Here is a 25,913-nt window from a genome sequence, read left to right on the forward strand (position 1 = left end):
CATGCCGGTACTGATGATCACGGGCACGGGCACGGAGGTCGGCAAGACCGTCGTGACCGCCGCCGTCGCCGCGGCGGCGCTGGCGGCCGGACGTACGGTGGCCGTGCTGAAGGCCGCGCAGACCGGCGTGCTGCCGGACGAGCCCGGGGACGCGGCGGAAGCGGCCCGGCTGGCGGGTCCGGTGACGACGGCCGAACTGGACCGGTACCCCGAGCCGTTGGCCCCCGCCACCGCCGCACGCCGGGCCGGCCGGGCTCCGGTGCGGCCGCACGAGGTCGCGGAGGCGGCCGCCAAGCTGGCCACCGAGCACGACCTGGTGCTGGTGGAGGGCGCGGGCGGGCTGCTGGTCCGGTTCGACGCGGCCGGCGGCACGCTGGCGGACGCGGCCGGGCTGCTGTCGGCGCCGGTGCTGGTCGTGGTGCAGGCGGGCCTGGGCACCCTCAACACCACGGAGCTGACGGCCCGTGAGCTGCGGCGGCGCCGCCTGGACCTGGCCGGGATGGTGATCGGGAGCTGGCCCGCCGAGCCGGACCTGGCCGCGCGCTGCAATCTCGCGGACCTTCCGGACGTGGCCGGGGCGCCCCTGCTCGGTGCGGTCCCGGCCGGGTCGGGGAGCCTGTCCCCCGCCGAGTTCCGGTCGTCGGCGCCGGAATGGCTGGCGCCGCGTCTGGACGGCACCTGGGACGCGGAGGCGTTCCACACACGGGAGGCTCCCCGGGAGGTGTGAGCGCCCCGGTGGCCCGGACGGCCGGCGCCACCGGGGGGACCGGGGCACCGGGGGGCGCGAGCGTCGCGTGGGGCATGGCGGTGAAACCGCGCACGGGCGTGATCGCGTGGTGAACCACGCAGGCGATCACCTCCGCACCTCCCACCCTCCGCTCCTGCGCTCCTGCGCTGCTTCGAAAGGACCACCGTGACCACCGTGCGCACCACACCTCTGCTCCCGTCCCGGCGTACCGCCCTCACCCTGGGTGCGGCCGCCGCCCTCGCGCTGGGCGGCGGATCGGCCCGAGCCGCGACCGGCGCCGGCGGCGTCACCGCGCGGCTGAGGCAGCTGGAGCGGGAGCACACCGCGCGGCTGGGGGTGTACGGCCGGAGCCTGCGCACGGGCCGCACGGTCGTGCACCGGGCCGACGAACGCTTCCCGATGGCCTCGCTGTTCAAGACGCTGGCCGCGGCGGCCGTCCTGCGCGACCTCGACCGCGACGGCACGTTCCTGGCCCGGCGCATCCACTACACCCAGGACTACGTCACGCGGTCCGGCTACTCCCCGATCACCGAGCAGCACGTGGCCACCGGGATGACCGTCGGCGAACTGTGCGACGCCACCCTCCGGTTCAGCGACAACACGGCAGGCAACCTGCTGCTGAAGGAGCTGGGAGGGCCGGCGGCCGTGACGCGTTTCGCCCGCTCGGTCGGTGACCGCGTCACGCGGCTGGACCGCTGGGAGCCCGAACTCAACTCGGCCGAGCCCTGGCGCGAGACCGACACGACCTCCCCGCGGGCCATCGGCCTCACCTACGCGCGTCTGGTGCTCGGGGACGCGCTCGACCCGTGCGACCGGGCGCGGCTGACGGACTGGATGCTGCGCAACACCACCAGCGGCGAGAAGTTCCGCAGGGCCCTGCCCGCCGACTGGCTGATCGCCGACAAGACCGGCGGCGGGCGCTACGGCGGCAACAACGACGTGGGCGTCGTGTGGCCGCCGGACGGATCGCCGATCGTCCTGTCGGTCCTCACCACCCAGCCCGTGGAGGACGCTCCCGCGGACAATCCGCTGGTGGCCCGGGCGGCCGAGTTGGTGGCGGCGGAACTCGCCTGAGCAGGCCGCTCCCGGCCGGCCGGGGCGGCGGCTCCCCCGGCCGCGACCGCATGCCCCGCGGACCACGGACACCGTCCGCAGCGGTGAGGGGTGCGGCGCGTCCGTCCGGGGGAGAATCCGGGTGAGGCCCGCCTCACGAGGGAGGTCCCCCATGCCGCTCCGGTCCGGCCGGGTGCCGCGGGACGCCGTGCACCACCCGCTGTTCGCCCGGTGCTACGCCCGGGTCAGTGTCCGCGCGGAGACCGGCATGGGCATGGGCCGGGTCCGCGAGCGGCTGCTCGGCGGACTGTCCGGGCGGGTGATCGAGATCGGCGCGGGCAACGGCCTGAACTTCGCGCACTACCCGGGCACGGTCGCGGAGGTGGTGGCCGTCGAGCCGGAGCGACGGCTGCGGCGGCTGGCCGTGGAGGCGGCGCTGCGTGCCGAGGTGCCGGTGGACGTGGTGCCGGGGGCGGCGGAGGCCCTGCCGGTCAAGAGCGAGGGGTTCGACGCGGCCGTGGTGTCGCTGGTGCTGTGCAGCGTGCGCGACGTGCCCCGGGCCCTCGGGGAGCTGCGGCGGGTGCTGCGGCCGGGCGGTGAGCTGCGGTTCCTCGAGCACGGCCGCGGTGGCGGCCGGGCGATGGTCTGCGCGCAGCACGCCCTGGACCGGACGGTGTGGCCGCTGGTCAGCGGCGGCTGCCACGTGGCGCGGGAGCCGGTGCGGGCGCTGCGGGAGGCCGGCTTCGAACTGGGCCCTTACCGGCAGCTTCTGATGCCGGAGCAGGGTCCGGTGCTGCCCACGTCGTACTGCGTCCTGGGCACGGCCTGGCGCCCGGCTGACGACTGACCCCTGACCCCTGACCGCCAACGGCCTACGGCGACGGCCGACGGCTCACGGCTCACGGCTCACGGCCGACGGCTCACGGCTCACGGCTCACGGCTGACGGCTGACGGCCGACGGGCGACGGGCACCTGATGGCGGCCGGCATGCGGGAGCCCGCGCGCCCGTGAGGTCGCGAGCCCGCGAGGTCGCGCGCGGCGAAAGGACGCGTGCGGGCCCTCGGGTGTTTCGGGTGTGGGGCGGGTCACATTACCCTCGGCGGGGACGTGCCCGTGTCACCGGAGGAGGCGCCGTGTCCACACCTGCTGCCGAGCACGCTCCCGGCCTCGCGCCGGCCGACGGGATCGCGGCCCGCGCCCGCGGCCTGACCAAGGCGTACGGCTCCGGCGAGACGGCCGTGCTGGCGCTGGACTCGGTGGACGTGGACATCGCCCGCGGCCGGTTCACCGCGGTCATGGGCCCCTCGGGCTCGGGCAAGTCCACGCTGATGCACTGCCTGGCCGGGCTCGACACGGTCTCGGCCGGACAGGTCTGGCTCGGCGACACGGAGATCACCGGGCTGAAGGAGCGGGACCTCACGCGGCTGCGCCGGGACCGCATCGGGTTCATGTTCCAGTCGTTCAACCTCATCCCCACCCTGAACGCGCGCGAGAACATCACCCTGCCCATGGACATCGCGGGCAAGAAGGCCGACGAGGAGTGGCTGGACCGGGTGATCGACACCCTCGGCCTGCGCGACCGGCTGCGGCACCGGCCGGCCCAGCTCTCGGGCGGGCAGCAGCAGCGCGTGGCGTGTGCGCGGGCCCTGGCGTCCCGGCCGGAGCTGATCTTCGCGGACGAACCGACGGGCAACCTCGACTCCCGGGCCGGCCTGGAGGTGCTGGGGTTCCTGCGGGAGGCGGTGGACCGGCTGGGGCAGACCGTCGTCATGGTGACCCACGACCCGGGGGCCGCCGCCCACGCGGACCTCGTGCTCTTCCTCGGTGACGGCCGGATCGTGGACGAGATGCCCCGGCCCACGGCGGACGCCGTGCTGGAGCGGATGAAGCGGTTCGACGTGATCCGCTCCCGGTCCGGGGACGCCCCGGCGACGGGTGCGGAGAACTGACACCGTGCTCAAGGCGACCCTGAGGAGCTTCCTGGCCCACAAGGGGCGGCTGCTGCTCTCGGCGCTCGCCGTCGTGCTGTCCGTCGCGTTCGTCGTGGGGAGCCTGATCTTCTCGGACACCGTCAGCCACACCTTCGACCGCCTGTTCGCCTCCACCGCGGCCGATGTCACGGTCAGCCCGCAGGAGGACCTCGACGAGGCGGTGCCCTCGGGGCGGACGGCCACCCTGCCGGCGTCGCTCGCCGCACGCGTGCGCCGGATCGACGGGGTCGCCGCGGCCCGGGCCGACGTCGAGGTCTCCGGCCTCACGGTCGTCGACCGCGAGAGGCGAGCGGTGAGCCCGACCACGGGCGCGCCCGCGCTGGGCAACGCCTGGAACCCGGGCGAGCACAGCCGGGTGGAACTGGCCTCCGGCCACGCCCCGCGCGGCCCCGGCCAGGTGCTGGTGGACGAGGAGACCGCGCGCCGCAAGCACGTGCGCGTCGGCGACACCCTCACCGTGATCGCGCCCCCGGGTTCGTTCGAGGCCCGGGTGGTCGGCATCGCCGGTTTCACCACCGCCAACGCCGGTGCCGCCCTGTTCTACTTCGACACCCCGACCGCGCAGAAGAGGCTGCTGGGGCGGCCGGGACTCGCGACGAGCATCTCCGTCGACGCGGCGGCCGGAGTCGGCGACGAGCAGCTCGAACAGCGGGTCGTCGCCGCGCTCGGCTCGCGGGGCTACGACATCAGGACGGCCGGGGAGCAGGCGAAGTCCGACGTCCAGAAGCTGGGCGGGTTCCTCGACGTCATCAAGTACGTGATGCTGGGCTTCGCCGGGGTGGCCGTCCTGGTGGGCGTCTTCCTGATCGTCAACACCTTCAGCATGCTCATCGCCCAGCGCACCCGGGAGCTGGGGCTGCTGCGGGCCCTGGGGGCCGACCGGCGCCAGGTCCGCCGGTCCGTGCTCACCGAGGCGCTGCTGCTCGGCCTGGCCGGCTCCACGGCGGGGCTCGCCGCGGGCATCGGGCTCGCGGCCGGCCTGATCGCGCTGATGGGGCTGCTGGGCACAAGCATCGACGCCGGTGAGATGCAGATCGGCTGGGTGACGCCGGTGTCGGCGTACGTCGTGGGCCTCGGGGTCACCTTCGTCGCCGCGTACCTGCCGGCGCGCCGGGCCGCGAACGTCTCGCCGATGGCGGCGCTGTCGGACGCCGAGGTCGCCGGCGTGGGCCGGCCGCTGCGGGTGCGGGCGGTCGCGGGCGCCCTGGTCGGGGCGGCCGGGGCGGCGGCGCTCGCGGGCTGTGCGGCGGCGGACCGGACGGCGCCGGCGGCCTCGCTGCTGGGCCTGGGGGTGGTGCTGAGCCTGATCGCGACCGTGATCGCCGGGCCGCTGCTGGTCCGCCCGGTGATCCGCGTGCTGGGCGGCGCGTTCCCCGCCCTGTTCGGTCCGATCGGCCGGATGAGCCAGCGCAACGCCCTGCGCAATCCCCGGCGCACCGGTGCCACGGCGGCCGCCCTGATGGTGGGTCTCGCCCTGGTCGGCGGGATGTCGGTGGCCAGCGAGTCGATGACGGCCTCGTTCGACCAGCAGATCGACAGGACGCTGGGGGCCGACTTCGTCGTGCAGAACACCAACTTCCTGCCGTTCCCGAGGGAGGTCACCGACGCCGTGCGGGGCACGGAGGGCGTCGGCCTGGTGGTGCGCGGGCGGTTCGCCCCGGTCGCGGTGCGGCTCCCCGACGGCGACCGCGTGGAGACCACGGCGGCGGGCTACGACCCCCGGCTCGACGAGGTCGCCGACATCACCTACACCCAGGGCGACTCGGCCACCGCGCTCGCCCCCGGCCACCTGGCCATGGACCTTGACTTCGCCCGCGAGCACGGCGTACGGGCCGGCAGCACCCTGCCGGTGGAGTTCCAGGGCGGGCGCCGGGCGGAGCTGACGGTCGGCGCGCTCACGGACCAGGACACCGCCGAGGGCTTCGGCACGCAGGGCGGGCTCTACTTCGGCCTCGGCACGCTCCAGCGGTACGCCCCGGGCGGCCAGGACTCCGCGCTGTACGTCAACGCCGCCCCGGGCACCGGCGACGACGAGCTGCGCGCGAACCTGGAGGAGGTCCTCGACCCCTATCCCCAGGTGCAGGTGCGCGACCTGGCCGACTACAAGCAGCTGGTCCGCGACCAGATCGCCGTGCTGCTGTACCTCGTGTACGCGCTGCTGGGGCTGGCGATCATCATCGCGGTGCTGGGGGTGGTCAACACGCTGGCCCTGTCGGTCGTCGAGCGCACCCGGGAGATCGGGCTGCTGCGGGCGATCGGGCTGGCCCGCCGCCAACTGCGGCGCATGATCCGGCTGGAGTCGGTGGTGATCGCGGTGTTCGGTGCCGTGCTGGGCCTGGCGCTGGGGCTGGTGTGGGGCGTGTGCACCCACGAGGTGCTGGCCCTGCAGGGCATGACGGCGCTCGCGATCCCGTGGCTCACGGTCGTGGCGGTGGTGGCCGGTTCGGCGGTGATCGGCGTGGTGGCGGCCCTGCTGCCGGCCCTGCGCGCCTCGCGGATGAACGTCCTGGCCGCGATCGCGCACGACTGACCGGCGGCGTGCCGGTGGCGTGGTGGCGTGCCGGTGGCGTGACCGTGCCGGGACCCGAGGGAGGGCTGTCCGCATCGTGGAACCGTCTGTCCGAGAGGGCCGCCCCTGGTGTGATCGTCGGCATGGACGACGTGCGCATCAGGGCAGCGACCCCGGACGACCTCGACTCGGTCCTGGCCTTCTGGAAGGTCGCCGCCGAGGGGACGAGCATCAGTGACGACCGCCAGGGCGTGGAGCGTCTCCTGGCACGCGACCCCGGGGCGCTGCTCCTGGCCGAGAGCGGTGGCGACACGGCCGGCACGGTGATCGCGGGCTTCGACGGCTGGCGGTGCCACCTGTACCGGCTGGCCGTGCATCCCGGCCACCGCCGCCGGGGCGTGGCGAGCGCACTGCTCGCCGCCGCCGAGGAGCGGTTCGCGGCGCTCGGCGGGCGGCGGGCCGACGCGATGGTGCTGACCCGCAACGAGACCGCGCAGCGCGCGTGGGAGGCCGCCGGCTACGCGGCCGAGGAGCAGTGGCGACGCTGGGTGAAGCCCCTCACCGACGCGTCCGTCTGAACCCCTCCGAAGGACTTTGCACATCCTTTACTCTTGTCGGGCCACTCGGTTCTGCATGAAAGGTCGTGAGCGTCCGCCCATGGGCGATCCTCCCCGCGCGTACCCCGCCGTCCTGGAGAACCATGGAACGGGGGTGAACCGATGACCGAAGTGCTCCTGCTCCTCGCGGCGATCCTGCTGTCGCTGGCCTGCGGCGCCTTCGTGGCCGCCGAGTTCTCCCTGACCACGGTCGAGCGCGCCGAACTGGAACGGGCCGTGGAGCGCGGCGAGCGCGGCGCGCAGGGCGCGCTGAAAGCCGTACGGAACCTGACCTTCCAGCTGTCGGGGGCCCAGCTGGGCATCACCGTCACGAACCTGGTGGTCGGCATGCTCGCCGAGCCGTCCATCGCCGCCCTGATCGCCGGGCCGCTGGAGGACCTCGGCGTCTCCCGGTCGGCCTCGCGCAGCGTGGCGCTGGTCATCGGCACGGCCCTGTCGACGGTGTTCCTGATGGTGGTCGGCGAACTGGTGCCCAAGAACTGGGCGATCTCCTCGCCGCTGGCGGTGGCCAAGACGGTCGGCAACGCCCAGCGCGGGTTCAGCGCCGTGTTCCGGCCGTTCATCACCCACCTGAACAACACCGCGAACCGGGTCGTGCGGCGCATCGGCGTGGAGCCCGCCGAGGAGCTGGCCTCGGCGCGCGGGCCGCAGGAGCTGGCGGCCCTCGCCCGGCACTCCGCCAAGGAGGGGGTCCTGGAGCCGGACACCGCCGAGCTGTTCGTGCGGACCCTGAACCTCGCCGACCTGACCGCCGAGAACGTGATGACGCCGCGGGTGCAGGTCGTCGCGCTGGAGGTGCAGGCGACCCTGGAGGACGTGGCGAACGCGACCCGCGCCACCGGACTGTCCCGCTTCCCGGTCTACCGGGGCACCCTCGACTCGGTCGTCGGCACGGCCCATGTCAAGGACGTGCTGGCGGTGCCCGCGGAGCGCCGCACCCGGATCCACGTCTCCGAGCTGATGCGCGAGCCGCTGCTGGTGCCGGAGAGCCTCACCGTCGACCGGCTGCTGGACCGGCTCTCCGGCAGGCGCACGATGGCCGTGGTGATCGACGAGTACGGCGGCACGGCGGGCGTCGCCACGCTGGAGGACATCGTCGAGGAGGTCGTCGGCGAGGTGCGCGACGAGCACGACCCGCACGAGACGCCGGACCTCGCCCCCGCCGGGACGGACGAGGGCGGCCACGCCCTGTACGCGGCCGACGGCGCCGCCCGCGTGGACCATCTCCAGCGCGTCGGCCTGCGCGCGCCGGAGGGACCGTACGAGACGCTGGCCGGACTGGTGGCCGCCACCCTGGGGCGGATACCGGCCCCTGGTGACACGCTCGAGGTCGCGGGCTGGCGGCTGGAGGTCCTCGACGCCACCGGCCGCCGGGCGGCCCGGGTCATGCTGCGCGCGCCCCTGGACGAGAAGCCCGAGGAGAAGGGGGCGGAGCTGTGACCGCCGTGCAGTTGCTGATCGGTCTGGCGACGCTCGTCGTCAACGCGTTCTTCGTCGGGGCCGAGTTCGCGCTGATCTCGGTGCGCCGCAGCCAGATCGAGCCCTACGCCGACCAGGGCGACCGGCGCGCCAAGAGCGTGCTGTGGGGCCTGGAGCACGTGTCCGCGCTGATGGCGGCCGCGCAGCTGGGCATCACGCTGTGCACGCTGGTGCTGGGCGTGGTCGCCGAGCCGGCGATCGCGCACCTGCTGGAGCCGGTGTTCCACGCGGTCGGCGTCCCCGAGGGGGCGGGGCACGCGGTGTCCTTCGTGATCGCCCTGGCCCTGGCGACGTATCTGCACATGCTGCTCGGCGAGATGGTGCCGAAGAACATCGCCCTCGCCGAGCCGGTGCGCAGCGCGCTCGCGCTCGGTCCGCCCCTGGTGGCGCTGTCCCGGGCGCTGCGCCCGGTGATCTTCACGGTGAACGCCTTCGCGAACGCGCTGCTGAAGCTGTTGCGGGTGGAGGCCCGCGAGGAGGTCGCGGCCTCCTACTCGGACGCGGAGATCGCGCAGATCGTGAAGGACTCCGGCGAGGCCGGGCTCATCGACGACCGCGCCCAGGAGCGGTTGCGCGACGCGCTGGAACTGGGGCGGCGGCCGGTGCGCGACGTGGTGATGCCGCTGGAGCGCGTGGTGTACGCGAGCGTGGGCATCACGCCCGAGGGGCTGGAGCGGCTGTCGGCCGAGTCCGGGTTCTCCCGGTTCCCGGTGGTGGACGAGGGGCGGCGGATCGTGGGCTACCTGCACGTGAAGGACGCCCTGGAGGCGGTCGGGCGGGACGTGCCGTTCCGGTTGCGGGACATGCGGTCCATCGCACGGGTGCGGGAGGCGACCCCCATGGACGACGTCCTGACGGCCATGCGGGGCAGCCGGACGCACCTCGCGGCCGTCCTCGGCGCCGACGGAAGGCTGGCGGGGCTGGTGACGATGGAGGACGTGCTGCGGGAGCTGTTCGGGCAGCGGGCGTGACGGGGCGGCCCCGGGTGCCGTGAGGGGGCCGGTGCGGGGCCCGGGCGGAGGCCGACCGACTGCTGGGTATGTGCACGGGATACCCTTTCCGTCGCCATGCAGACGAACCCCACCTACAGCAGCCTGGTCGCCCTCGGCGACTCCTTCACCGAAGGCATGTCGGACCTGATGCCCGACGGCACCTACCGGGGCTGGGCCGACCTGCTCGCCGCCCGGATGGCGACCCGCACACCCGGCTTCCGGTACGCCAACCTGGCGGTACGCGGCAAGCTGATCCGGCAGATCGTCGAGGAGCAGGTGGACGTCGCGGCCGCCATGCAGGCCGACGTCGTGACCTTGGTCGGCGGCCTCAACGACACCCTGCGGCCCAAGTGCGACATGGGCCGGGTGCGCGGGCTGCTGGAGGAGGCCGTGGAGAAGCTGGCCCCCTCCTGCAAGCAGCTCGTGCTGATGCGCAGCCCGGGCCGGCAGGGACCCGTCCTGGAGCGGTTCCGCCCGCGCATGGAGGAGCTGTTTGCCTGCGTCGACGACCTGGCCGCGCGGCACGGCGCGCTCGTCGTCGACCTGTACGGCGCGCCCTCGCTGAGCGATCCGCGCCTGTGGGACGTGGACCGGCTGCACCTGACGGCCGAGGGCCACCGCCGGGTCGCGGAGGCCGTGTGGCAGGCGCTGGGCCACGACCCGGAGGACGCCGACTGGCACACGCCGATGCCGGTCACGCTGCCGCCGGGCTGGATCACGCGCCGGGTCACGGACGTGCGCTTCGCGCGGCAGCACCTGCTCCCCTGGATCGGCCGCCGCCTCACGGGGCGCTCCTCGGGCGACGGTCTGCCCCCGAAGCGGCCGGACCTGCTGCCGTTCGAGGAACTGACCTAGGACCTGTCGTCCGGACCGCGCAGGACCGGCCGCCGCCGCACGGCCGAGCGCTGTGGCGCGGATCTCGTAGGTTCCGACGAAGCCACCCGTGGCGCTGGCCTGCACGAATCGCCAGTAGAATCCGTCCACGTGACTTCCGCTCCCGCCAAGCCCCGCATCCCGAACGTCCTCGCCGGACGCTACGCCTCGGCCGAGCTCGCCACGCTCTGGTCGCCCGAGCAGAAGGTGAGGCTGGAGCGGCAGCTCTGGCTCGCCGTGCTGCGCGCCCAGAAGGACCTCGGGATCGAGGTGCCGGACGCGGCGCTCGCCGACTACGAGCGGGTGCTCGACACCGTCGACCTGGCCTCCATCGCCGAGCGTGAGAAGGTCACCCGGCACGACGTGAAGGCGCGGATCGAGGAGTTCAACGACCTCGCCGGGCACGAGCACGTGCACAAGGGCATGACCTCCCGCGACCTGACCGAGAACGTCGAGCAGTTGCAGATCCGGCTCTCCCTGGAGCTGGTCCGCGACCGCACGGTGGCCGTCCTGGCCCGCCTCGGCAAGCTGGCCGGCGAGTACGGCGAGCTGGTCATGGCCGGCCGCTCGCACAACGTGGCCGCGCAGGCCACCACCCTCGGCAAGCGCTTCGCGACCGCGGCCGACGAGCTGCTCGTCGCGTACGGCCGGGTCGAGGAACTCCTCGGGCGCTACCCGCTGCGCGGCATCAAGGGCCCGGTCGGCACCGCCCAGGACATGCTGGACCTGCTGGGCGGGGACGCCGCGAAGCTCGCCGAGCTGGAGCAGCGCATCGCCACGCACCTGGGCTTCTCGCAGGCGTTCACCTCGGTCGGCCAGGTCTACCCGCGCTCCCTGGACTACGAGGTCGTCACCGCGCTGGTGCAGCTGGCGGCGGCGCCGTCCTCGCTGGCGAAGACGATCCGGCTGATGGCCGGGCACGAGCTGGTCACCGAGGGCTTCAAGCCCGGCCAGGTCGGCTCCTCGGCGATGCCGCACAAGATGAACACCCGCTCCTGCGAGCGCGTCAACGGCCTGATGGTGATCCTGCGCGGCTACGCCTCGATGACCGGCGAGCTGGCGGGCGACCAGTGGAACGAGGGCGACGTGTCCTGCTCGGTGGTGCGCCGGGTGGCGCTGCCCGACGCGTTCTTCGCGCTCGACGGCCTGCTGGAGACGTTCCTGACCGTGCTGGACGAGTTCGGCGCGTTCCCGGCGGTCGTCGCCCGGGAGCTGGACCGCTACCTGCCGTTCCTCGCCACGACCAAGGTGCTCATGGGCGCCGTGCGCGCGGGCGTGGGCCGGGAGCTCGCCCACGAGGCGATCAAGGAGAACGCCGTGGCCTCCGCGCTCGCGATGCGGGAGCAGGGCGCCGAGCGCAACGAGCTGCTCGACAAGCTGGCCGCCGACGAACGCATCCCGCTGGACCGCGAGCGGCTGGACGCCCTGATGGCGGACAAGCTGTCCTTCACCGGCGCAGCGGGCGACCAGGTCGCCACCGTCGTCGCCCGGGTCGAGGAGATCGTCAAGCAGCACCCGCGGGCCGCCGGCTACACGCCCGGCGCGATCCTGTGACGCGCCGCCGCTGATGCCGCGTTTCACCCCCGAGGAACTCCGGGCCGCCCGCGACCGCGTCGTGCCCGACGTGGTCGCGGAAGGCCTGCACGTGCTGTTCTGCGGCATCAACCCGGGCCTGATGACCGCCGCGACGGGCCACCACTTCGCCCGCCCCGGCAACCGGTTCTGGCCCGCGCTGCACCGCTCCGGCTTCACGCCGAGGCTGCTGAAGCCGTCCGAGCAGGGGGAGTTGCCCACGTACGGGCTCGGCATCACCAACGTCGTGGCGCGGGCGTCCGCCCGGGCCGACGAGCTGAGCGCCGAGGAGTACCGGGAGGGCGGGCGGCTGCTCGCCCGGAAGGTGGAGCGGCTGCGGCCGCGCTGGCTGGCCGTGGTGGGCGTGACCGCGTACCGCGCGGCGTTCGACGACCGCAAGGCCCGGGTGGGGCCCCAGTCGCTCCTGATCGGCGATACGCGCGTGTGGGTGCTGCCCAATCCGAGCGGGCTGAACGCGCACTGGACGCTGGAGACGATGGCGCGGGAGTTCGCCCTGCTGCGGGAGGCCGCCGAGCTCCCGGACGCTACGGGGGATCCGTCTCCGTGACGAGCGCGAGCAGCCGGACCGCGTCCGCCGGGTCGCGGTCGGCGACCGCCACGGCGACCCAGCGGCCGGTGCCCCCCACCTGCCACAGGTGGGCCACGCTCGCCCGCTGACTCAGCTCGGCCCAGGGCCGGGGTATCTCCTCGCGCTCGGTGCGCAGCAGGACGGTGAGCAGGTTGTAGGGGTCCGCGTCGCCCCAGCGGGAGGCCAGCACCTCGTGGACGGCGTCGCGGTCCTTCTCGAACCGGTCGACCGTCACCGCCCGCAGTGCCGGATCGTCCTCCTCAGCCGTCGCCAGCACCGCCGTGTGGTGACCGGGTCCCGACACGCCGACGTCCGACGGGCCGTGCTCCGCCGGAAAGGGGCGGTGGCACAGCTCGTCGACGACGGCGATGTGCCGTGCGATGTCCATGGCTCCAGTAAACCCGCCACCACTGACAGTTGGCGGTGCGTCAACCGGCCGCCCCGCCGTCCGCCGCCGAACCGGCCGGTTCGGCCGGTGACTTCCCGCCCGGACCGGAACCGGCCGGTGGTCCGGGTGAACGGCTGCGACCATGACCCGCACGACCGGCCTGACCCGCATGCGGGACCGCACGCAGGCGGTGATCGCCGCCTACGAGTCGGGGTTCGTCGCGCCGGGCTGACGGACCCGTCCGGGTGCCCGCCCCTCGCCGGGGCGGGCCGGGGCAAGTACGATCCGGCCAACACGCGCACGACCTGGGAGGACGGACGGTGGGGCGGCTGACCGGCGGGGATCCCTCGCTGCTGCGCAGGATCAACTCCGCGGTGGTGCTGCACGCGTTGCGTGCCACGGACTGCGCGACGCTGACCGAGATCACCCGGGTGACGGGGCTGTCCAGGCCGACCGTCGAGGGTGTCGTGGAGGGCCTGATCGAGGCCGGGCTCGTCGTGGAGAAGGCCGCGGAGGAGGGCGCCGCGCGGCGGCAGGGACGGCCCGCGCGGCGGTTCCGGTTCCGGGCGGAGGCCGGGCACCTGCTCGGGCTGGAGATCGGCGCACGCCGGGTGGCGGCGCTGCTGGCGGACCTGGACGGCCGGGTGATCGGCTCCCAGGCGCGGGACGTGCCCGAGACCGCGGGGGCCGACGAGCGGCTGGAGCGGCTGCGGGGAGCGGTCGCCGAGCTGCTGCGCCGGGCCGGGGTGGCCCGGGGCTCGCTGCGGGCGGTGGGGGTGGCGACGCCCGGGATCGTCGACGCGGACGGCACGGTGCGGCTGGGCACGGCGCTGCCGGGCTGGACGGGCCTGCGGCTGGGCGAACGGCTGAGCCGGTCCTTCAAGTGCCCGGTGCTGGTCGAGAACGACGCGAACGCGGCGGCCGTGGCCGAGCACTGGAAGGGCGCGGCGGCCGAGACGGACGACGTGGTGTTCGTGCTGGCCGGTCTCAGCCCGGGCGCCGGTTCCCTGATCGGGGGACGGCTGCACCGCGGCTACGGCGGGGCCGCCGGGGAGATCGGCGCGCTGCACCTGCTGGGCCGTGAGGTGACTCCCGAGACGCTGCTGTCGACCACCGACGAGCCGCTGCCCCCGCTGGACGAGCAGGCGGTCGCCGGGGTCTTCGCCCAGGCCCGCGAGGGGGACCAGCGGGCCCGGGCGGCCGTCGACCGCTACCTTCAGCGCCTGGTCCACGATGTGGCGGCCCTGGTCCTGGCCCTCGATCCCGAGCTGGTCGTGATCGGCGGCTGGGCGGCGGGCCTGGACGGTGTGCTGGACCCCCTGCGCCGGGAACTGGCCCGGTACTGCCTGCGCCCGCCGCAGGTGACCCTGTCCCGGCTCGGTGACGCGGCGGTGGCGACGGGAGCGCTGCGGCTCGCCCTGGACCATGTGGAGGAGCAGCTGTTCAGCGTGGAGGGCACGACCACGCCGCGCCGCTGAGGGCCCGGGGCCGGACGGGCCGGACCCGGGGGTCCGGCGTCAGCTGGCCTGGCGCTGCGGGCCGTCGTGGATCTCCACGCGCCCCGCGTCGCCGAAGGTCAGCCGGCAGGTGTCCGCCCGGTACGTCGCGACGGACAGCGCGGCCGTGCGCCCCGCCGTGACGAACCGCGTCGTCACCACCAGCACGGGCGCTCCGGGCAGCCGGTCCAGCTCGCGGGCGTCGTCGGCCCCGGCCGAACCGAGCTCCACCGCGTTCTCCTGCCGGTCCAGCTCCAGGCGCTGCAGCTCGCGCAGCACCGCTCGCGCGCGTGCGGTGCCCGAGGGCGCGTCGATGCCGGAGAGCTCGGGCACCGAGGCCCGGGGGATGTAGAGCAGTTCGGCCGCGACCGGGCGGCCGTGGGAGACGCGGAAACGGCGCACGACGTGCACCTGCTCGTCGTCACGGGTCTCCAGCGTCCCGGCGACCGCGGCGGGCGGTACGGCGGCCGTGCAGTCCACCGGCTGCCAGGCGTCCTCGGGTCCGCCGGGCCAGGTGTGCGGGCCGGTGCCGAGGGAGACGCCCATGCGGGGCGGCGCGACCGTCGTGCCGACACCGCGGCGGCGCTGCAACCGCCCTTCCAGCTCCAGCTGCTCCAGGGCCTGGCGGAGCGTGGCGCGGGCGACGCCGAAACGGGCGGCGAGATCGCGCTCGTTGGGCAGGATCTCCCCCACCGCGAACTCCGAGTCGAGGGCTTGGCTGAGCACGGTCTTGAGGTGCCAGTACTTCGGCTCCGGCACCGGTTCCAACTGCGTGGTCCCCACCCTGTCCTCCGCAATCGCCGTGGTCGGCTTCGTTTAAGCGCCCTTGTTTATTAAAGGTTGTTGCACTTATCTGCGACCATAGGGCGGCCCTGATGCTTGGTCAAGACCAATGCCGGGAACGTTCACGGCGCGTTGACACAGGGCGCGCCGGGCCGCGCGGCACCGGCTAGGCGGCGGGCAGCGCCCCCAACTTGTCCGGGTTGCGGACCACGTAGACGGTCTGGACGCGGCCGTCGGCCACATCGAGCTGGAAGACCGTGTCGGGCTTGCCGCCGGACAGGACGAGGACCGCCGGGCCGGCGTTGAGCTCCAGGAAGCGGACCGAGAAGTCCTCCACACCCTTGCGCGCCGCACCGACGAGGAAGCGGCCGACCTTGTCCGCGGTGTGCACCACCCGCAAGGGCGCCCGCGACTTGCCGCCGCTGTCCCCGACGAGCCGGACGTCCGGGGCGAGCAGGGCCATCAGCCCCTCCAGGTCGCCGTCGGCCGCGGCGGCGAGGAACCGTTCGGTGAGGTCGCGGCGCTGGGCGGGGTCGACCTCGTAGCGGGGCCGCCGTTCCTCGACGTGCTTGCGGGCCCGCCCGGCCAGCTGGCGAACGGCCGGTTCGCCCCGGTCGAGCATGGCGGCGATCTCGGCGTGCGGGAAGCCGAAGGCCTCGCGGAGCACGAAGACCGCGCGCTCCAGCGGGGAGAGCGACTCCAGCACGACGAGGACGGCGAGGGAGACGGAGTCGGCGAGCACGGCCCGCTCGGCGGTGTCGGGCACGGTGTCGCCGAAGTCGGTGACGTACGGCTCGGGCAGCCAGGGCCCGACGTAGGTCTCGCCGCGTGACTTGATCTGGCGCAGCCGGTCGATGGCGAGGCGGGTGGTGATCCGCACGAGGTAGCCGCGCGGCTCGCGCACGCCCCCGCGATCGGCGCCCGACCAGCGCAGCCAGGCCTCCTGGACCACGTCCTCCGCGTCGGCCACCCGCCCCAGCATGCGGTAGGCGACGCCCAGCAGAACGGGCCGGTGTGCTTCGAAGACGTCGGTCGCGGTCTCGGTCGTCACGGTCCCATCCCAGCCCACGGCCGCCGCCCTGTCCAGGCGGAACCGGTCCTTCCCGGACACCATGGCCGAGTGGCGCCGGACCCGGCGCCCGCCCTCGGCGGGATCCGGCCGGTGCGGTGGGCGGAGAGGGGCCTGCTCCTGGGGAACCCGGAGGTGGGCACGGCCCGTTGAGCGTGCCACCCGGGGGTGAAGGTGGCGGCTTCCGGGGGCTACCCGCCGGTAGCAATTGCTGACAAGCTGTCTACGGCGTCTGTCAGCGCATCCAGCCGAGGAGCACCCCATGTCCGCCACCGTGTCCTTCGACGTCGCCACCGCGCGCGGCGAGCGATCTGTGACCCTGTCGTACACGCGCAGGGGCAGCGGCGATCCGCTGCTCCTGCTGCACGGCATCGGCCACCACCGGCAGGCGTGGGACCCGGTGGTCCCCGCCCTGGCCGCCGAGCGCGACGTGATCGCCGTGGACCTGCCGGGCTGCGGCGAGTCGCCGGCGCTGCCGGACGGCATGGCGCACGACCTGCCCACGATGAGCGCGGTGCTGACGGCCTTCCTCGGCGCGCTGGACATCGAACGGCCCCACGTGGCGGGCAATTCGCTGGGCGGTCTCCTGGCCCTCGATCTGGCCCGGGCCTCCCTGGTGCGGTCCGTGACCGCCCTGTCCCCCGCCGGCTTCTGGAACGACGCCGAGCGCCGTTACGCCTTCGCCGTGCTGACGGCCATGCGGGGCATCGCCCGGCGCATGCCGCTGCCCGTCGTGGAGCGGCTGGCCAGGCCCGCGCTCGGCCGCACCCTGCTCACCAGCAGCATCTACGCGCGCCCGGGGCGCCGCGCCCCCGAGGCCGTGGTCGCGGAGACCCGCGCCCTGGCCGGCGCGCAGGGCTTCGCCGAGACGCTGCGCTCGGGCCGTACCGTGCAGTTCACGCACGACATCGTCGGCACACCCGTCACCGTCGCCTGGGGCAACCGGGACCGGCTGCTGGTCCCGCGCCAGGGGGTGCGCGCCAAGACCGTCATCCCGCAGGCCCGGCTCGTGCGGCTGCCCGGCTGCGGCCACGTCCCGATGAACGACGATCCGGCCCTGGTGGCCAGGGTGGTCCTGGACGGCAGCCGCTGACCGCCCGAGGGCGGAAGGCCCCCGCCGGGGGGCGGGGGCAGCCTCTAAGGTCTCCTTCCATGAGGTCGACGCACAGCGAGCCGGGCGAGGGCGGCGCGTCCACCGCCTGGGAGCTGCTGCTCCCCGCCGCCTCCGCGCCCGCGCGCACCCGCGGCCGCGCGCTCCAGGCGGCGCTGCGCGAGGCGGTCCGCTCGGGACGGCTCACCCCGGGCACACGACTGCCGTCGAGCCGGGACCTCGCCGCGGACCTGGGGGTCTCCCGCGGTCTGGTCACGGAGGCGTACGAGCAGCTCACGGCCGAGGGCTACCTGCGCAGCGGCCGGGGCGCCGGGACCTGGGTGGGCGACGCGGTCCGGACCGCGCGGCCCCGGGCGCACGACCTCGCTCCCCGGTCCCCGGGCACCCGGGCGGACTTCGTGCCCGGCACCCCGGACCTCGCGCTGTTCCCCCGCTCGGCCTGGGCCGCCGCGCAGCGCGGGGTGCTGGCGGAGCTGCCCCACAGCGACCTGGGCTACCCCGATCCGCGCGGCCTGCCCCGGCTGCGCACCGCGCTGGCCGAACTGCTCGCCCGGCGGCGGGGCGTGGTGGCCGACCCCGAGCGGATCGTCGTCGTCTCCGGCGTCGCCCAGGCGACGACCCTGCTCGGTCACGCGCTGCACGCGCGCGGGATCCGCAGGGTCGGGGTGGAGGACCCCGGCAGCCCGCAGCACGACGCGCTGTACGGCTCGGCCGGCGTCACGGCCGTACCGCTGCCGGTCGACGGCGAGGGCATCGCCATGGAGCCCCTGCGGGCCTCGGGCGTACGGTCCCTGGTGACGACACCGGCCCACCAGTTCCCCACCGGGATCGCCTGCTCGGCCCGGCGCCGCGCCGAACTGCTCGACTGGGCCCGGTCGGTGGACGGACTCGTCCTGGAGGACGACTACGACGGGGACTTCCGCTACGACCGCGCTCCCGTCGGGGCGCTCCAGGGCCTCGACCCCGACCGCGTGGCCTACACCGGCTCGGTCAGCAAGTCCCTCGCCCCCGGGCTGCGGCTGGGCTGGCTGCTGGTACCGGAGGCCTGGACCCCGGAGGTCGTGGAGCGCAAGCGCACCATGGACCTCGGCCATCCGGCCCTCGACCAGGCCCTGTTCGCCCGGTTCCTGGAACGCGGCGACTACGACCGGCAGTTGCGCCGCTGTCAGCGGGCCTACCGTGAGCGGCGGGACGCCCTGGTCGCCGCGCTGGACGCGCACTTCCCCGGCTCGGTGGTCTCGGGCATCGCCGCCGGGCTGCACGTGATCGCCACCCTGCCGCAGCGCTACGGGCCCGAGGAGCGGTTCCTCGCGCGCGTGGCGCGGGCCGGGGTGGCGGTGCGCCCGCTGTCCTCGTACGCGCACGCGCCCGGCGCCGGTGACGGCGCGAAGGAGGTACGGCTGGTCCTGGGCTACGCCCACGTGCCGCCCGCCCGGATCCTGGAAGGCGTACGGCTGATGGCGGAGGCGCTCGCCGGCTGACGGCGGGTCGGCCGCGGGACCGCCACCGACACCCTCAGGCGACACCGTCACCGACACCCACCGGCGACAGGAGGACGTCGCCCTGTTCCCTCACCCTGCGATCAGTTGTTCACTTGGGGTTCGTGCGGGCGCTGCGGCGTGCCAGTAGGTGTGGCTCTGCACACTGGCCGGATTCCGTCCCTGGAGGCGCATCCATGTCCCACCGTCCCTTCCCCCGACGCAGCGTCCTGCGCGGCACCCTCGCCGCGTCGGCGGCCCTGTCCCTGCCCACCGCGCTCGGCTCCGCCCCCGCCTTCGCGCGGTCCGGGCGCCCGAACGCCGCCTGGGGCGTCCAGGCGGGCGACGTGACCTGCGACTCGGGGCTGGTGTGGGTGCGCTCCGACCGGCCCGCCCGGATGATCGTGGAGACCTCCGCCACCGAGTCGTTCCGCCACACCCGGCGGTGGCACGGCCCGCTGCTCGGTCCGGGCACCGACTTCACCGGCACCACCCGGCTGCGCGGACTGCCCTCCGGTGAGCAGATCCACTACCGGGTCTCGCTCGCCGACCCGGACGACCCGCGCCGTACCGGCGAGCCCGTCACCGGCACCTTCCGGACCGCCTCCGCCCGGCGCCGCGACGGCGTGCGGTTCGTCTGGTCCGGCGACCTCGCGGGGCAGGGCTGGGGCATCAACCCGGAGTTGGGCGGCTACACCATCTACAACGCCATGGCCGCCCTCGACCCCGACTTCTTCCTGTGCAGCGGCGACAACATCTACGCCGACGGACCCATCGCCGAGACCGTGACCCTGCCCGACGGCCGGACCTGGCGGAACGTCACCACCGAGGAGAAGTCCAAGGTCGCCGAGACGCTCGCCGAGTTCCGCGGCAACTTCCGCTACAACCTGCTGGACGAGAACCTGCGGGCCTTCAACGCCCGGGTGCCCTCCGTCGTGCAGTGGGACGACCACGAGGTCGTCAACAACTGGTACCCCGGTGAGATCCTCACCGACGGCCGCTACACCGAGAAGCGCGTCGACGTGCTGGCCGCCCGCGCCCGCCGGGCGTTCTCGGAGTACTTCCCGGTCTCCACCCTGCGCCGGCCGGACGGACGGGTGTACCGCGTGCAGCACCACGGCCCGCTGCTGGACGTGTTCGTCCTGGACATGCGCACCCACCGCAACGCCAACTCCCCCGGCGACCAGCCCGTGGACGAGCAGGGCATCCTCGGCCGCGAGCAGCTGGAGTGGCTCAAGCGCGAGCTGTCCCGCTCCCGCGCGGTGTGGAAGGTGATCGCCTCGGACATGCCGATCGGCCTGGTCGTGCCGGACGGGAAGACGGACGTCGAGGCCGTCGCCCAGGGCGACCCGGGCCGGCCGCTGGGCCGGGAGCTGCAGATCGCCGAACTGCTCCGGCACGTCAAGCACCGGCGGATCACCGGCACCGTGTGGCTCACGGCCGACGTGCACCACACCTCCGCCCAGCACTACCTGCCGTCGCGGGCCGCGTTCACCGACTTCGCGCCGTTCTGGGAGTTCGTGTCGGGCCCGCTGAACGCCGGCGCCTTCCCGGCGAGCGCGCTCGACGGCACCTTCGGCCCGGACCGCGTGTTCGTGAAGGCGCCGGCCACGGGCAACGTCTCGCCCGCCGGGGGCTACCAGTTCTTCGGCGAGGTCGACATCGACGGGCACAGCGGCGAGCTGACGGTGCGTCTGCGCGAGCAGGACGGCACGGTGCTGTACACGAAGGTGCTCCAGCCCGGCCGGGTCGGTCAGTGAGTACACAGCGCAACGTTTGAATCGTCGATAAAACGGGGAAAATGGCGCCTTTACCCGCCGGTCACAATCCGTTCTCGACCGCGCAACACCGTTCCGTCACAGTGGGTGCATGACGCGCGAAGCGAACGAACCGACGAACCGCAACGACGACCACCGCACCACGACGGCATGGCAGCGGGCCGGGGCGGCCTTCCGCGGACGCTTCAGTCGCCGCCACGGACACGCCCCGCCGACGAGTGATACCGGGTCCCCGGCACCGCAGCAGGTGCCGGGGGCGGACACCCTGTGGCGGATGCGGACCACGGTGCAGGACGAACCGGGGTCCCTGGCCGCCCTGTGCGCGGCCCTCGCCGCGCAGCGGGTGGACATCATCAGCCTCCAGACCCACCCGCTGGCCGAGGGCACGGTGGACGAACTCCTGCTGCGGGCCCCGGCCGAGCTGCTCGCCTCGGACCTCTCCGCGGCCGTGAGATCGGCCGGCGGCGCCGACACCTGGCTGGAACGGGCCGACGCGCACGACCTGGTCGACGCGCCGACCCGGGTCCTCGGGCTCGCCGCGCGCACCGCCCTCGACGCCGCGGAACTGCCGCTGGCGCTCCGGCAGTTGCTGGGCCGGTGCACGATCCGCTCCCGGCCCGCTCCGGCGGGCGGCGACCGCGCGCCGGCCACCTCGCCGGTGGAAGGGGCCCTCGACGGCACCGTGCTGCGGCTGCGCTCCCCGGAGGGCGGGACGATCACCGTGGAGCGGCCGTACCTGCCCTTCACCCCGACCGAGTTCGCCCGGGCCAGGGCCCTGGTGGAACTGGACGCCCGGCTCGGCCCGCGGGTGCCGCAGGGCGCCGACGTGCTCACTCTCGCCGAGGGCAGCGACATCACCGTGCGGCGGGCCGACCCGAGGGACCTGCCGGCGGCCCGGGCGATGCACGAGCGCTGCTCGCCGCGGACGCTGCGACTGCGCTACCACGGGCCCGTCGGTGACGCGGACCGCTACCTCGGCCATCTGCTCAGCCCCCGGCACGGCCGCACCCTCGCCGTGCGGACGGCCTCCGGCCGGATCGTCGGCCTCGGTCACCTGCTCTGGGACGGGGACGAGACGGAGGTCGCGCTGATCGTCGAGGACGCGTGGCAACGGCGGGGTGTGGGCACGCAGTTGCTGGCCCGGCTGGTGGGCATGGCCGTCGAGGCGGGCTGCTCCAGCGTGTACGCCGTGACGCAGGCGTCCAACACGGCGATGGTCGCGGCCATGCGGGGGCTCGGGCTCCCCCTCGACTATCAGGTCGAGGAGGGCACGCTGGTGATCACGGCGCGGCTGGCCGGGGCCGTGCCGGCGGGTGCGGAGGAACTGGGCAGCACCTCCGCACCGTAGGGCCGCCGGTCAGAGGGCGGGGACGGGGGTGTGCCGCCCGTGCGTGCGGCTCCCCGCGGCACCGGCCGCGCCGGACAACGCCCGGTCCAGGTCCGCCCAGAGGTCCTCCACGTCCTCCAGGCCGACGGACATCCGCAGCAGCCGGTCGCCGACCCCGGCGCCCCGGCGGTCGTCGGCGTCGACGATGCGGTGGCTGATGGACGCCGGGTGCTGGATGAGGGTGTCCACACTGCCCAGGCTCACGGCCGGGGTGATCAGGCGGACCCCGGCGATGACCTCGTGCGGGTCGCCGTGCACCTCGAAGGCGACCATGCCGCCGCCGATGCGCGGGTAGTGCACCCGGGCCACCCGCGCATCGGCGGTGAGGCGGCGGGCCAGTTCGGCGGCCGTGGCGGACGCGGCGCGCACCCGCACCGGCAGCGTGGACAGGCCGCGCAGCAGCAGGTAGCCGGCCAGGGGGTGCAGGACCCCGCCCGTGGCGAAGCGCACCTGGCGCAGCTTCCCGGCGAACTCCTCGTCGCAGGCGACGACGCCGGCCAGGACGTCGCCGTGCCCGCCGAGGTACTTGGTGGCGCTGTGCAGCACCAGCCGGGCCCCGTACTCGGCCGGGCGCTGGAGGACGGGTGTGGCGAAGGTGTTGTCCACGAGCAGCGGCACCGAGCCGCAGGCGTGGGCGACGGCCCGCAGGTCGACCTCGGTGAGCGTCGGGTTGGCCGGCGACTCGACCATCACCAGCCCGGTGTCCGGGCGCAGCGCGTCGGCGACTCCGGCCGGGTCCGTCCAGGTGACCTCCGAGCCGAGGACCCCGGCGGTCAGCAGATGGTCGCTGCAGCCGTACAGGGGGCGCACGGCGACGACGTGGCGCAGGTCCGCCGCGCCGCGCGCGAGGAGGACGGCGCTCAGCGCGGCCATGCCGCTGGCGAAGGCGACCGCCGCCTCGGTGCCCTCCAGCCGGGCCAGGGCGGTCTCGAAGCGGGCCACGGTCGGGTTGCCGAGCCGCCCGTAGACGGGCGGTCCGTCCGGCTCCGCGCCGGTGGCGGCGAAGGCGTCGATCCGGGCCGCCTCGGCACGGCTGTCGTACGACGGGTAGGTCGTGGACAGGTCGATCGGCGGGGCGTGCAGCCCCTGCCGGGCGAGATCGTCCCGGCCGGCGTGCACGGCCTCGGTGGCGAGTGCTCGCGGTGCGGTGCGTACGTCGTCGTAGGCGCCCATGCTCGCTGTGTCCATGACGGAAGGGTGAACACCGGCCGGGTCGGAGGGGGCGGAACCCGTGCTACGTTCGGCCGATGGCCGAATCTGTCGTACTGGACCCGGTGGATCTCCATCTTCTGCGGCTGCTGCAGAACGACGCCCGGGCCACCTACCGGGATCTCGCCGCACAGGTCGGGGTGGCGCCGTCGACGTGCCTCGACCGGGTGGCCCGGCTGCGGCGCTCGGGGGTGATCCTCGGGCACCGGCTGGAGCTGGATCCGGCCAAGCTCGGGCGGGGCCTCCAGGCGCTGCTGTCGGTGCAGGTCAGGCCGCACCGGCGGGAGCTGGTCGGCCCGTTCGTGGAGCGGATCCGCGCGCTGCCCGAGTCCCGGACCGTCTTCCACCTGACCGGCCCCGACGACTACCTGGTCCATGTCGCGGTGGCCGACATGGCGGACCTCCAGCGGCTCGTGCTGGACGAGTTCACCGCGCGGCGGGAGGTGGCGCGGGTGGAGACGCGGCTGATCTTCCAGGAGTGGGCGTGCGGCCCGCTGCTGCCGCCTTCGCCCTCGGCTCAATCCGCGTGACGCGGGCGGTCCGCCGTACCAGGATGGACCGCATGTCTGAGATCACCAGCGCGCTTCCCCGAGAGGTCGCCGACGCCTACGTCGACGAGCTCGTCGCCCTCGACCCGATCACCGGCACGTTCCTCGGCGACAAGGCGAGTTCGAACCGGCTCCCCGACACCTCGCCCGCCGGCCAGGAGGCGCTGGCGGAGCTGGCCCGCCGGACGCTGGCCCGGCTGGACGAGGCGGAGCGGCGGCCCGGCGCGGACAGCGACATCGAGCGCCGCTGCGGGCGGCTGCTGCGTGAGCGGCTCACCGCCGAACTCGCCGTGCACGAGGCCGACGAGAGCCTGCGCTCCGTCAGCAACCTGAGCTCCGTCGCGCACGCGGTGCGGCAGGTGTTCACCGTGACGCCGGCGCAGAGCGAGGAGGACTGGGCGGCGATCGCCGAGCGGCTGCGCGGGGTCCCGGCCGCGCTGGAGGGCTACCGGGAGTCCCTGGCGCTGGGCCTGGAGCGCAAGCTGTACGGCGGGCCGCGCGCCACGGCCACCTTCGTCGGGCAGCTCGGCGAGTGGGCCGACACGGACGGCTCGGGGCGCGGCTGGTTCGAGGGGTACGCGGCCGCGGGCCCCGAGTCCCTGCGGACCGAACTCGACACGGCCGCCCGGGCCGCCACCGAGGCGGTCGCCGGGCTGCGGGACTGGATGCGGGACGTGTACGCACCGGCCGTCGAGGGCGCCCCGGACGTGGTGGGACGGGAGCGGTACGCCCGCTGGGTGCGCCAGTACAACGGCACGGACCTCGACCTGGACGAGGCGTACGCCTACGGCTGGTCCGAGTACCACCGCCTGCTGGGCGAGATGAAGGGCGAGGCCGAGAAGATCCTCCCCGGTGCCGCCACCCCCTGGGAGGCGCTGGCCCACCTCGACGGGCACGGCACCCACATCGAGGGCGTCGACGAGGTCCGAAACTGGCTCCAGGGCCTGATGGACGAGGCGATGGACGCCCTGGACGGCACCCACTTCGACCTGGCCGAGCGGGTGCGCCGGGTCGAGTCGCGCATCGCCCCTCCGGGCAGCGCCGCGGCCCCCTACTACACGCCGCCGTCGGACGACTTCTCCCGCCCGGGCTGCACCTGGCTGCCGACCATGGGGGCGACGCGCTTCCCGGTGTACGACCTGGTGTCGACCTGGTACCACGAGGGCGTGCCCGGCCACCACCTGCAACTGGCCCAGTGGAAGCACGTGGCGCAGGACCTCTCCCGCTACCAGGCGAGCGTCGGCATGGTCAGCGCCAACGCCGAGGGCTGGGCGCTGTACGCGGAGCGGCTGATGGACGAACTGGGCTTCCTGACCGACCCGGAGCGCCGGCTCGGCTACCTGGACGCGCAGATGATGCGGGCGGTGCGCGTCATCATCGACATCGGCATGCACCTGGAGCTGACGATCCCGGACGACTCGCCGTTCCACCCCGGCGAGCGCTGGACGCCGGAGCTGGCGCAGGAGTTCTTCGGCTCGCACAGCAGCCGCCCGGCCGACTTCGTGGAGAGCGAGCTGACCCGCTACCTGTCCATGCCCGGGCAGGCCATCGGCTACAAGCTGGGCGAGCGGGCCTGGCTGCTGGGCCGGGAGAACGCCCGCAAGCGGCACGGGGACGCGTTCGACGCGAAGGCGTGGCACATGGCGGCGCTGTCGCAGGGGTCGCTGGGGCTGGACGACCTGGTGGACGAACTGTCCCGGCTGTAGGCCCCCCGCCCGGGGGTCACCTCGGCGTGCGCAACCGGAGCCGGACGAGGTCCAGCCAGGTCTCCTGGCCCGGCTGGACCCGCGCGGCGCTGACCGCGTAGGTGCCGGGTCGCAGGGCGACCCGGACCTGGTCGGCGTCCGTGAGGCCGGTGCCGGGCCAGGCGGCGTCGAAGAGACGGACGGGGCCGGGCACCCTCCAGGCCAGCTCCGGCCCCCACTCGGCCGTCGCGGCCGCCGAGGGGAGGCTCGCCAGCAGCTCCTCCTCGGAGTCGGCCGCGCACCAGCGGACGAACAGGCCGTGGCCGGGGAGGTACGCCGTCGCGGCCGGTTCGTCGCCCAGGACGAGGGCGGTGCCGTCGCCGACCGGGAGGAGCCCGGCCTGCCCGTCGACCTCGCAGGCCCGGTCGTAGTCCGAGGCCGTCTCCTCGCCGTCGGCGCCCGCCCAGAACGGCAGGACGGTCTCGGGAACCGCGATCAGCGGCCCGCCGCCCGACTCCACCCACTCCACGACGCCCGGTTCCGCGTATCGCACCATGG

At 74.5% G+C, this 25,913-nt stretch carries 23 protein-coding genes; 18 read left to right on the top strand and 5 right to left on the bottom strand.

Features of this window, described 5'->3' with window-relative positions; genetic code table 11:
- Position 1: 1 nt before the first annotated feature.
- The 11 genes from bioD to mug all read left to right on the top strand — a co-directional run bounded on the left by bioD (position 2) and on the right by mug (position 12,402).
- Positions 2–727: a dethiobiotin synthase gene (gene bioD, locus ACZ6ZN_RS25270; RefSeq protein ID WP_469649664.1), complete on the top strand. Its 726-nt coding sequence runs from the start codon at positions 2–4 to the stop codon at positions 725–727.
- Positions 728–937: 210 nt separating this feature from the next.
- Positions 938–1,822, top strand: coding sequence for a class A beta-lactamase (gene bla / locus ACZ6ZN_RS25275; RefSeq protein WP_469649858.1), 885 nt, complete (start codon positions 938–940; stop codon positions 1,820–1,822).
- 151 nt (positions 1,823–1,973) lie between these two features.
- Positions 1,974–2,648 (top strand): class I SAM-dependent methyltransferase, encoded by a 675-nt coding sequence (locus ACZ6ZN_RS25280; protein ID WP_469649666.1) that lies wholly within the window; start codon positions 1,974–1,976, stop codon positions 2,646–2,648.
- Positions 2,649–2,934: 286 nt separating this feature from the next.
- Complete coding sequence (locus ACZ6ZN_RS25285) at positions 2,935–3,750, top strand: ABC transporter ATP-binding protein (RefSeq protein WP_469649669.1); 816 nt, start codon at positions 2,935–2,937, stop codon at positions 3,748–3,750.
- Positions 3,751–3,754: 4 nt separating this feature from the next.
- Complete coding sequence (locus ACZ6ZN_RS25290) at positions 3,755–6,322, top strand: ABC transporter permease (RefSeq protein WP_469649672.1); 2,568 nt, start codon at positions 3,755–3,757, stop codon at positions 6,320–6,322.
- 122 nt (positions 6,323–6,444) lie between these two features.
- A complete protein-coding gene (locus tag ACZ6ZN_RS25295; protein ID WP_451878107.1) occupies positions 6,445–6,879 on the top strand; it encodes a GNAT family N-acetyltransferase in 435 nt (144 codons plus the stop codon).
- Positions 6,880–7,020: 141 nt separating this feature from the next.
- Positions 7,021–8,358, top strand: a complete 1,338-nt coding sequence (locus ACZ6ZN_RS25300) for a hemolysin family protein (protein ID WP_451878106.1) — start codon at positions 7,021–7,023, stop codon at positions 8,356–8,358.
- Positions 8,355–9,368 (top strand): hemolysin family protein, encoded by a 1,014-nt coding sequence (locus ACZ6ZN_RS25305; RefSeq protein WP_451878105.1) that lies wholly within the window; start codon positions 8,355–8,357, stop codon positions 9,366–9,368. The genes ACZ6ZN_RS25300 and ACZ6ZN_RS25305 overlap by 4 nt, the downstream gene beginning before the upstream one ends.
- Positions 9,369–9,464: 96 nt before the next feature.
- Positions 9,465–10,244 (top strand): SGNH/GDSL hydrolase family protein, encoded by a 780-nt coding sequence (locus ACZ6ZN_RS25310; protein ID WP_469649676.1) that lies wholly within the window; start codon positions 9,465–9,467, stop codon positions 10,242–10,244.
- 129 nt (positions 10,245–10,373) lie between these two features.
- Positions 10,374–11,816 carry an adenylosuccinate lyase gene (purB, locus tag ACZ6ZN_RS25315; protein WP_451878103.1) on the top strand — a complete coding sequence of 481 codons (1,443 nt, stop codon included), beginning with the start codon at positions 10,374–10,376 and terminating at the stop codon, positions 11,814–11,816.
- A gap of 13 nt (positions 11,817–11,829) precedes the next feature.
- Entirely contained in the window at positions 11,830–12,402 is a 573-nt protein-coding gene (gene mug / locus ACZ6ZN_RS25320) for a G/U mismatch-specific DNA glycosylase (RefSeq protein WP_469649679.1), read from the top strand.
- Here the strand turns inward: mug and ACZ6ZN_RS25325 are convergent.
- Positions 12,380–12,811 carry a hypothetical protein gene (locus ACZ6ZN_RS25325; protein WP_469649682.1) on the bottom strand — a complete coding sequence of 144 codons (432 nt, stop codon included), beginning with the start codon at positions 12,809–12,811 and terminating at the stop codon, positions 12,380–12,382. The genes mug and ACZ6ZN_RS25325 overlap by 23 nt on opposite strands.
- A 320-nt stretch (positions 12,812–13,131) precedes the next feature.
- On the opposite strand from ACZ6ZN_RS25325, the gene ACZ6ZN_RS25330 reads away from it, so the two are divergent.
- A complete protein-coding gene (locus ACZ6ZN_RS25330) occupies positions 13,132–14,289 on the top strand; it encodes an ROK family transcriptional regulator (RefSeq protein WP_398108606.1) in 1,158 nt (385 codons plus the stop codon).
- Between the two features lie 39 nt (positions 14,290–14,328).
- Here ACZ6ZN_RS25330 and ACZ6ZN_RS25335 read toward each other — a convergent pair whose 3' ends face one another.
- Positions 14,329–15,090 carry a GntR family transcriptional regulator gene (locus ACZ6ZN_RS25335; RefSeq protein ID WP_469649686.1) on the bottom strand — a complete coding sequence of 254 codons (762 nt, stop codon included), beginning with the start codon at positions 15,088–15,090 and terminating at the stop codon, positions 14,329–14,331.
- Positions 15,091–15,256: 166 nt separating this feature from the next.
- On the bottom strand, positions 15,257–16,141 hold the full coding sequence (locus ACZ6ZN_RS25340) for an RNA polymerase sigma-70 factor (protein WP_451878099.1): 885 nt from the start codon (positions 16,139–16,141) through the stop codon (positions 15,257–15,259).
- A 280-nt stretch (positions 16,142–16,421) separates the two neighbouring features.
- Between ACZ6ZN_RS25340 and ACZ6ZN_RS25345 the strand changes: the two genes are divergently transcribed.
- The 4 genes from ACZ6ZN_RS25345 to ACZ6ZN_RS25360 all read left to right on the top strand — a co-directional run bounded on the left by ACZ6ZN_RS25345 (position 16,422) and on the right by ACZ6ZN_RS25360 (position 21,874).
- Entirely contained in the window at positions 16,422–17,252 is an 831-nt protein-coding gene (locus ACZ6ZN_RS25345; RefSeq protein WP_469649689.1) for an alpha/beta fold hydrolase, read from the top strand.
- Between the two features lie 59 nt (positions 17,253–17,311).
- A complete protein-coding gene (pdxR, locus tag ACZ6ZN_RS25350) occupies positions 17,312–18,751 on the top strand; it encodes a MocR-like pyridoxine biosynthesis transcription factor PdxR (protein WP_469649691.1) in 1,440 nt (479 codons plus the stop codon).
- A gap of 194 nt (positions 18,752–18,945) precedes the next feature.
- Positions 18,946–20,508, top strand: a complete 1,563-nt coding sequence (locus tag ACZ6ZN_RS25355; RefSeq protein WP_469649695.1) for an alkaline phosphatase D family protein — start codon at positions 18,946–18,948, stop codon at positions 20,506–20,508.
- Positions 20,509–20,617: 109 nt separating this feature from the next.
- A complete protein-coding gene (locus ACZ6ZN_RS25360) occupies positions 20,618–21,874 on the top strand; it encodes a GNAT family N-acetyltransferase (protein ID WP_469649697.1) in 1,257 nt (418 codons plus the stop codon).
- 9 nt (positions 21,875–21,883) lie between these two features.
- On the opposite strand, the gene ACZ6ZN_RS25365 is transcribed toward ACZ6ZN_RS25360, so the two are convergent.
- Positions 21,884–23,101: a trans-sulfuration enzyme family protein gene (locus tag ACZ6ZN_RS25365; protein ID WP_469649699.1), complete on the bottom strand. Its 1,218-nt coding sequence runs from the start codon at positions 23,099–23,101 to the stop codon at positions 21,884–21,886.
- Positions 23,102–23,160: 59 nt separating this feature from the next.
- On the opposite strand from ACZ6ZN_RS25365, the gene ACZ6ZN_RS25370 reads away from it, so the two are divergent.
- The gene (locus tag ACZ6ZN_RS25370) at positions 23,161–23,652 is read left to right on the top strand and encodes an Lrp/AsnC family transcriptional regulator (protein WP_398108614.1); all 492 of its coding nucleotides are present in this window, start codon (positions 23,161–23,163) and stop codon (positions 23,650–23,652) included.
- 32 nt (positions 23,653–23,684) lie between these two features.
- Complete coding sequence (locus tag ACZ6ZN_RS25375) at positions 23,685–25,376, top strand: DUF885 domain-containing protein (RefSeq protein WP_469649704.1); 1,692 nt, start codon at positions 23,685–23,687, stop codon at positions 25,374–25,376.
- Positions 25,377–25,392: 16 nt separating this feature from the next.
- Here ACZ6ZN_RS25375 and ACZ6ZN_RS25380 read toward each other — a convergent pair whose 3' ends face one another.
- Positions 25,393–25,911 (bottom strand): immunity 21 family protein, encoded by a 519-nt coding sequence (locus tag ACZ6ZN_RS25380; protein WP_469649706.1) that lies wholly within the window; start codon positions 25,909–25,911, stop codon positions 25,393–25,395.
- Positions 25,912–25,913 lie beyond the last annotated feature (2 nt).

The sequence above is a fragment of the Streptomyces sp. NPDC053665 genome (assembly GCF_055585285.1).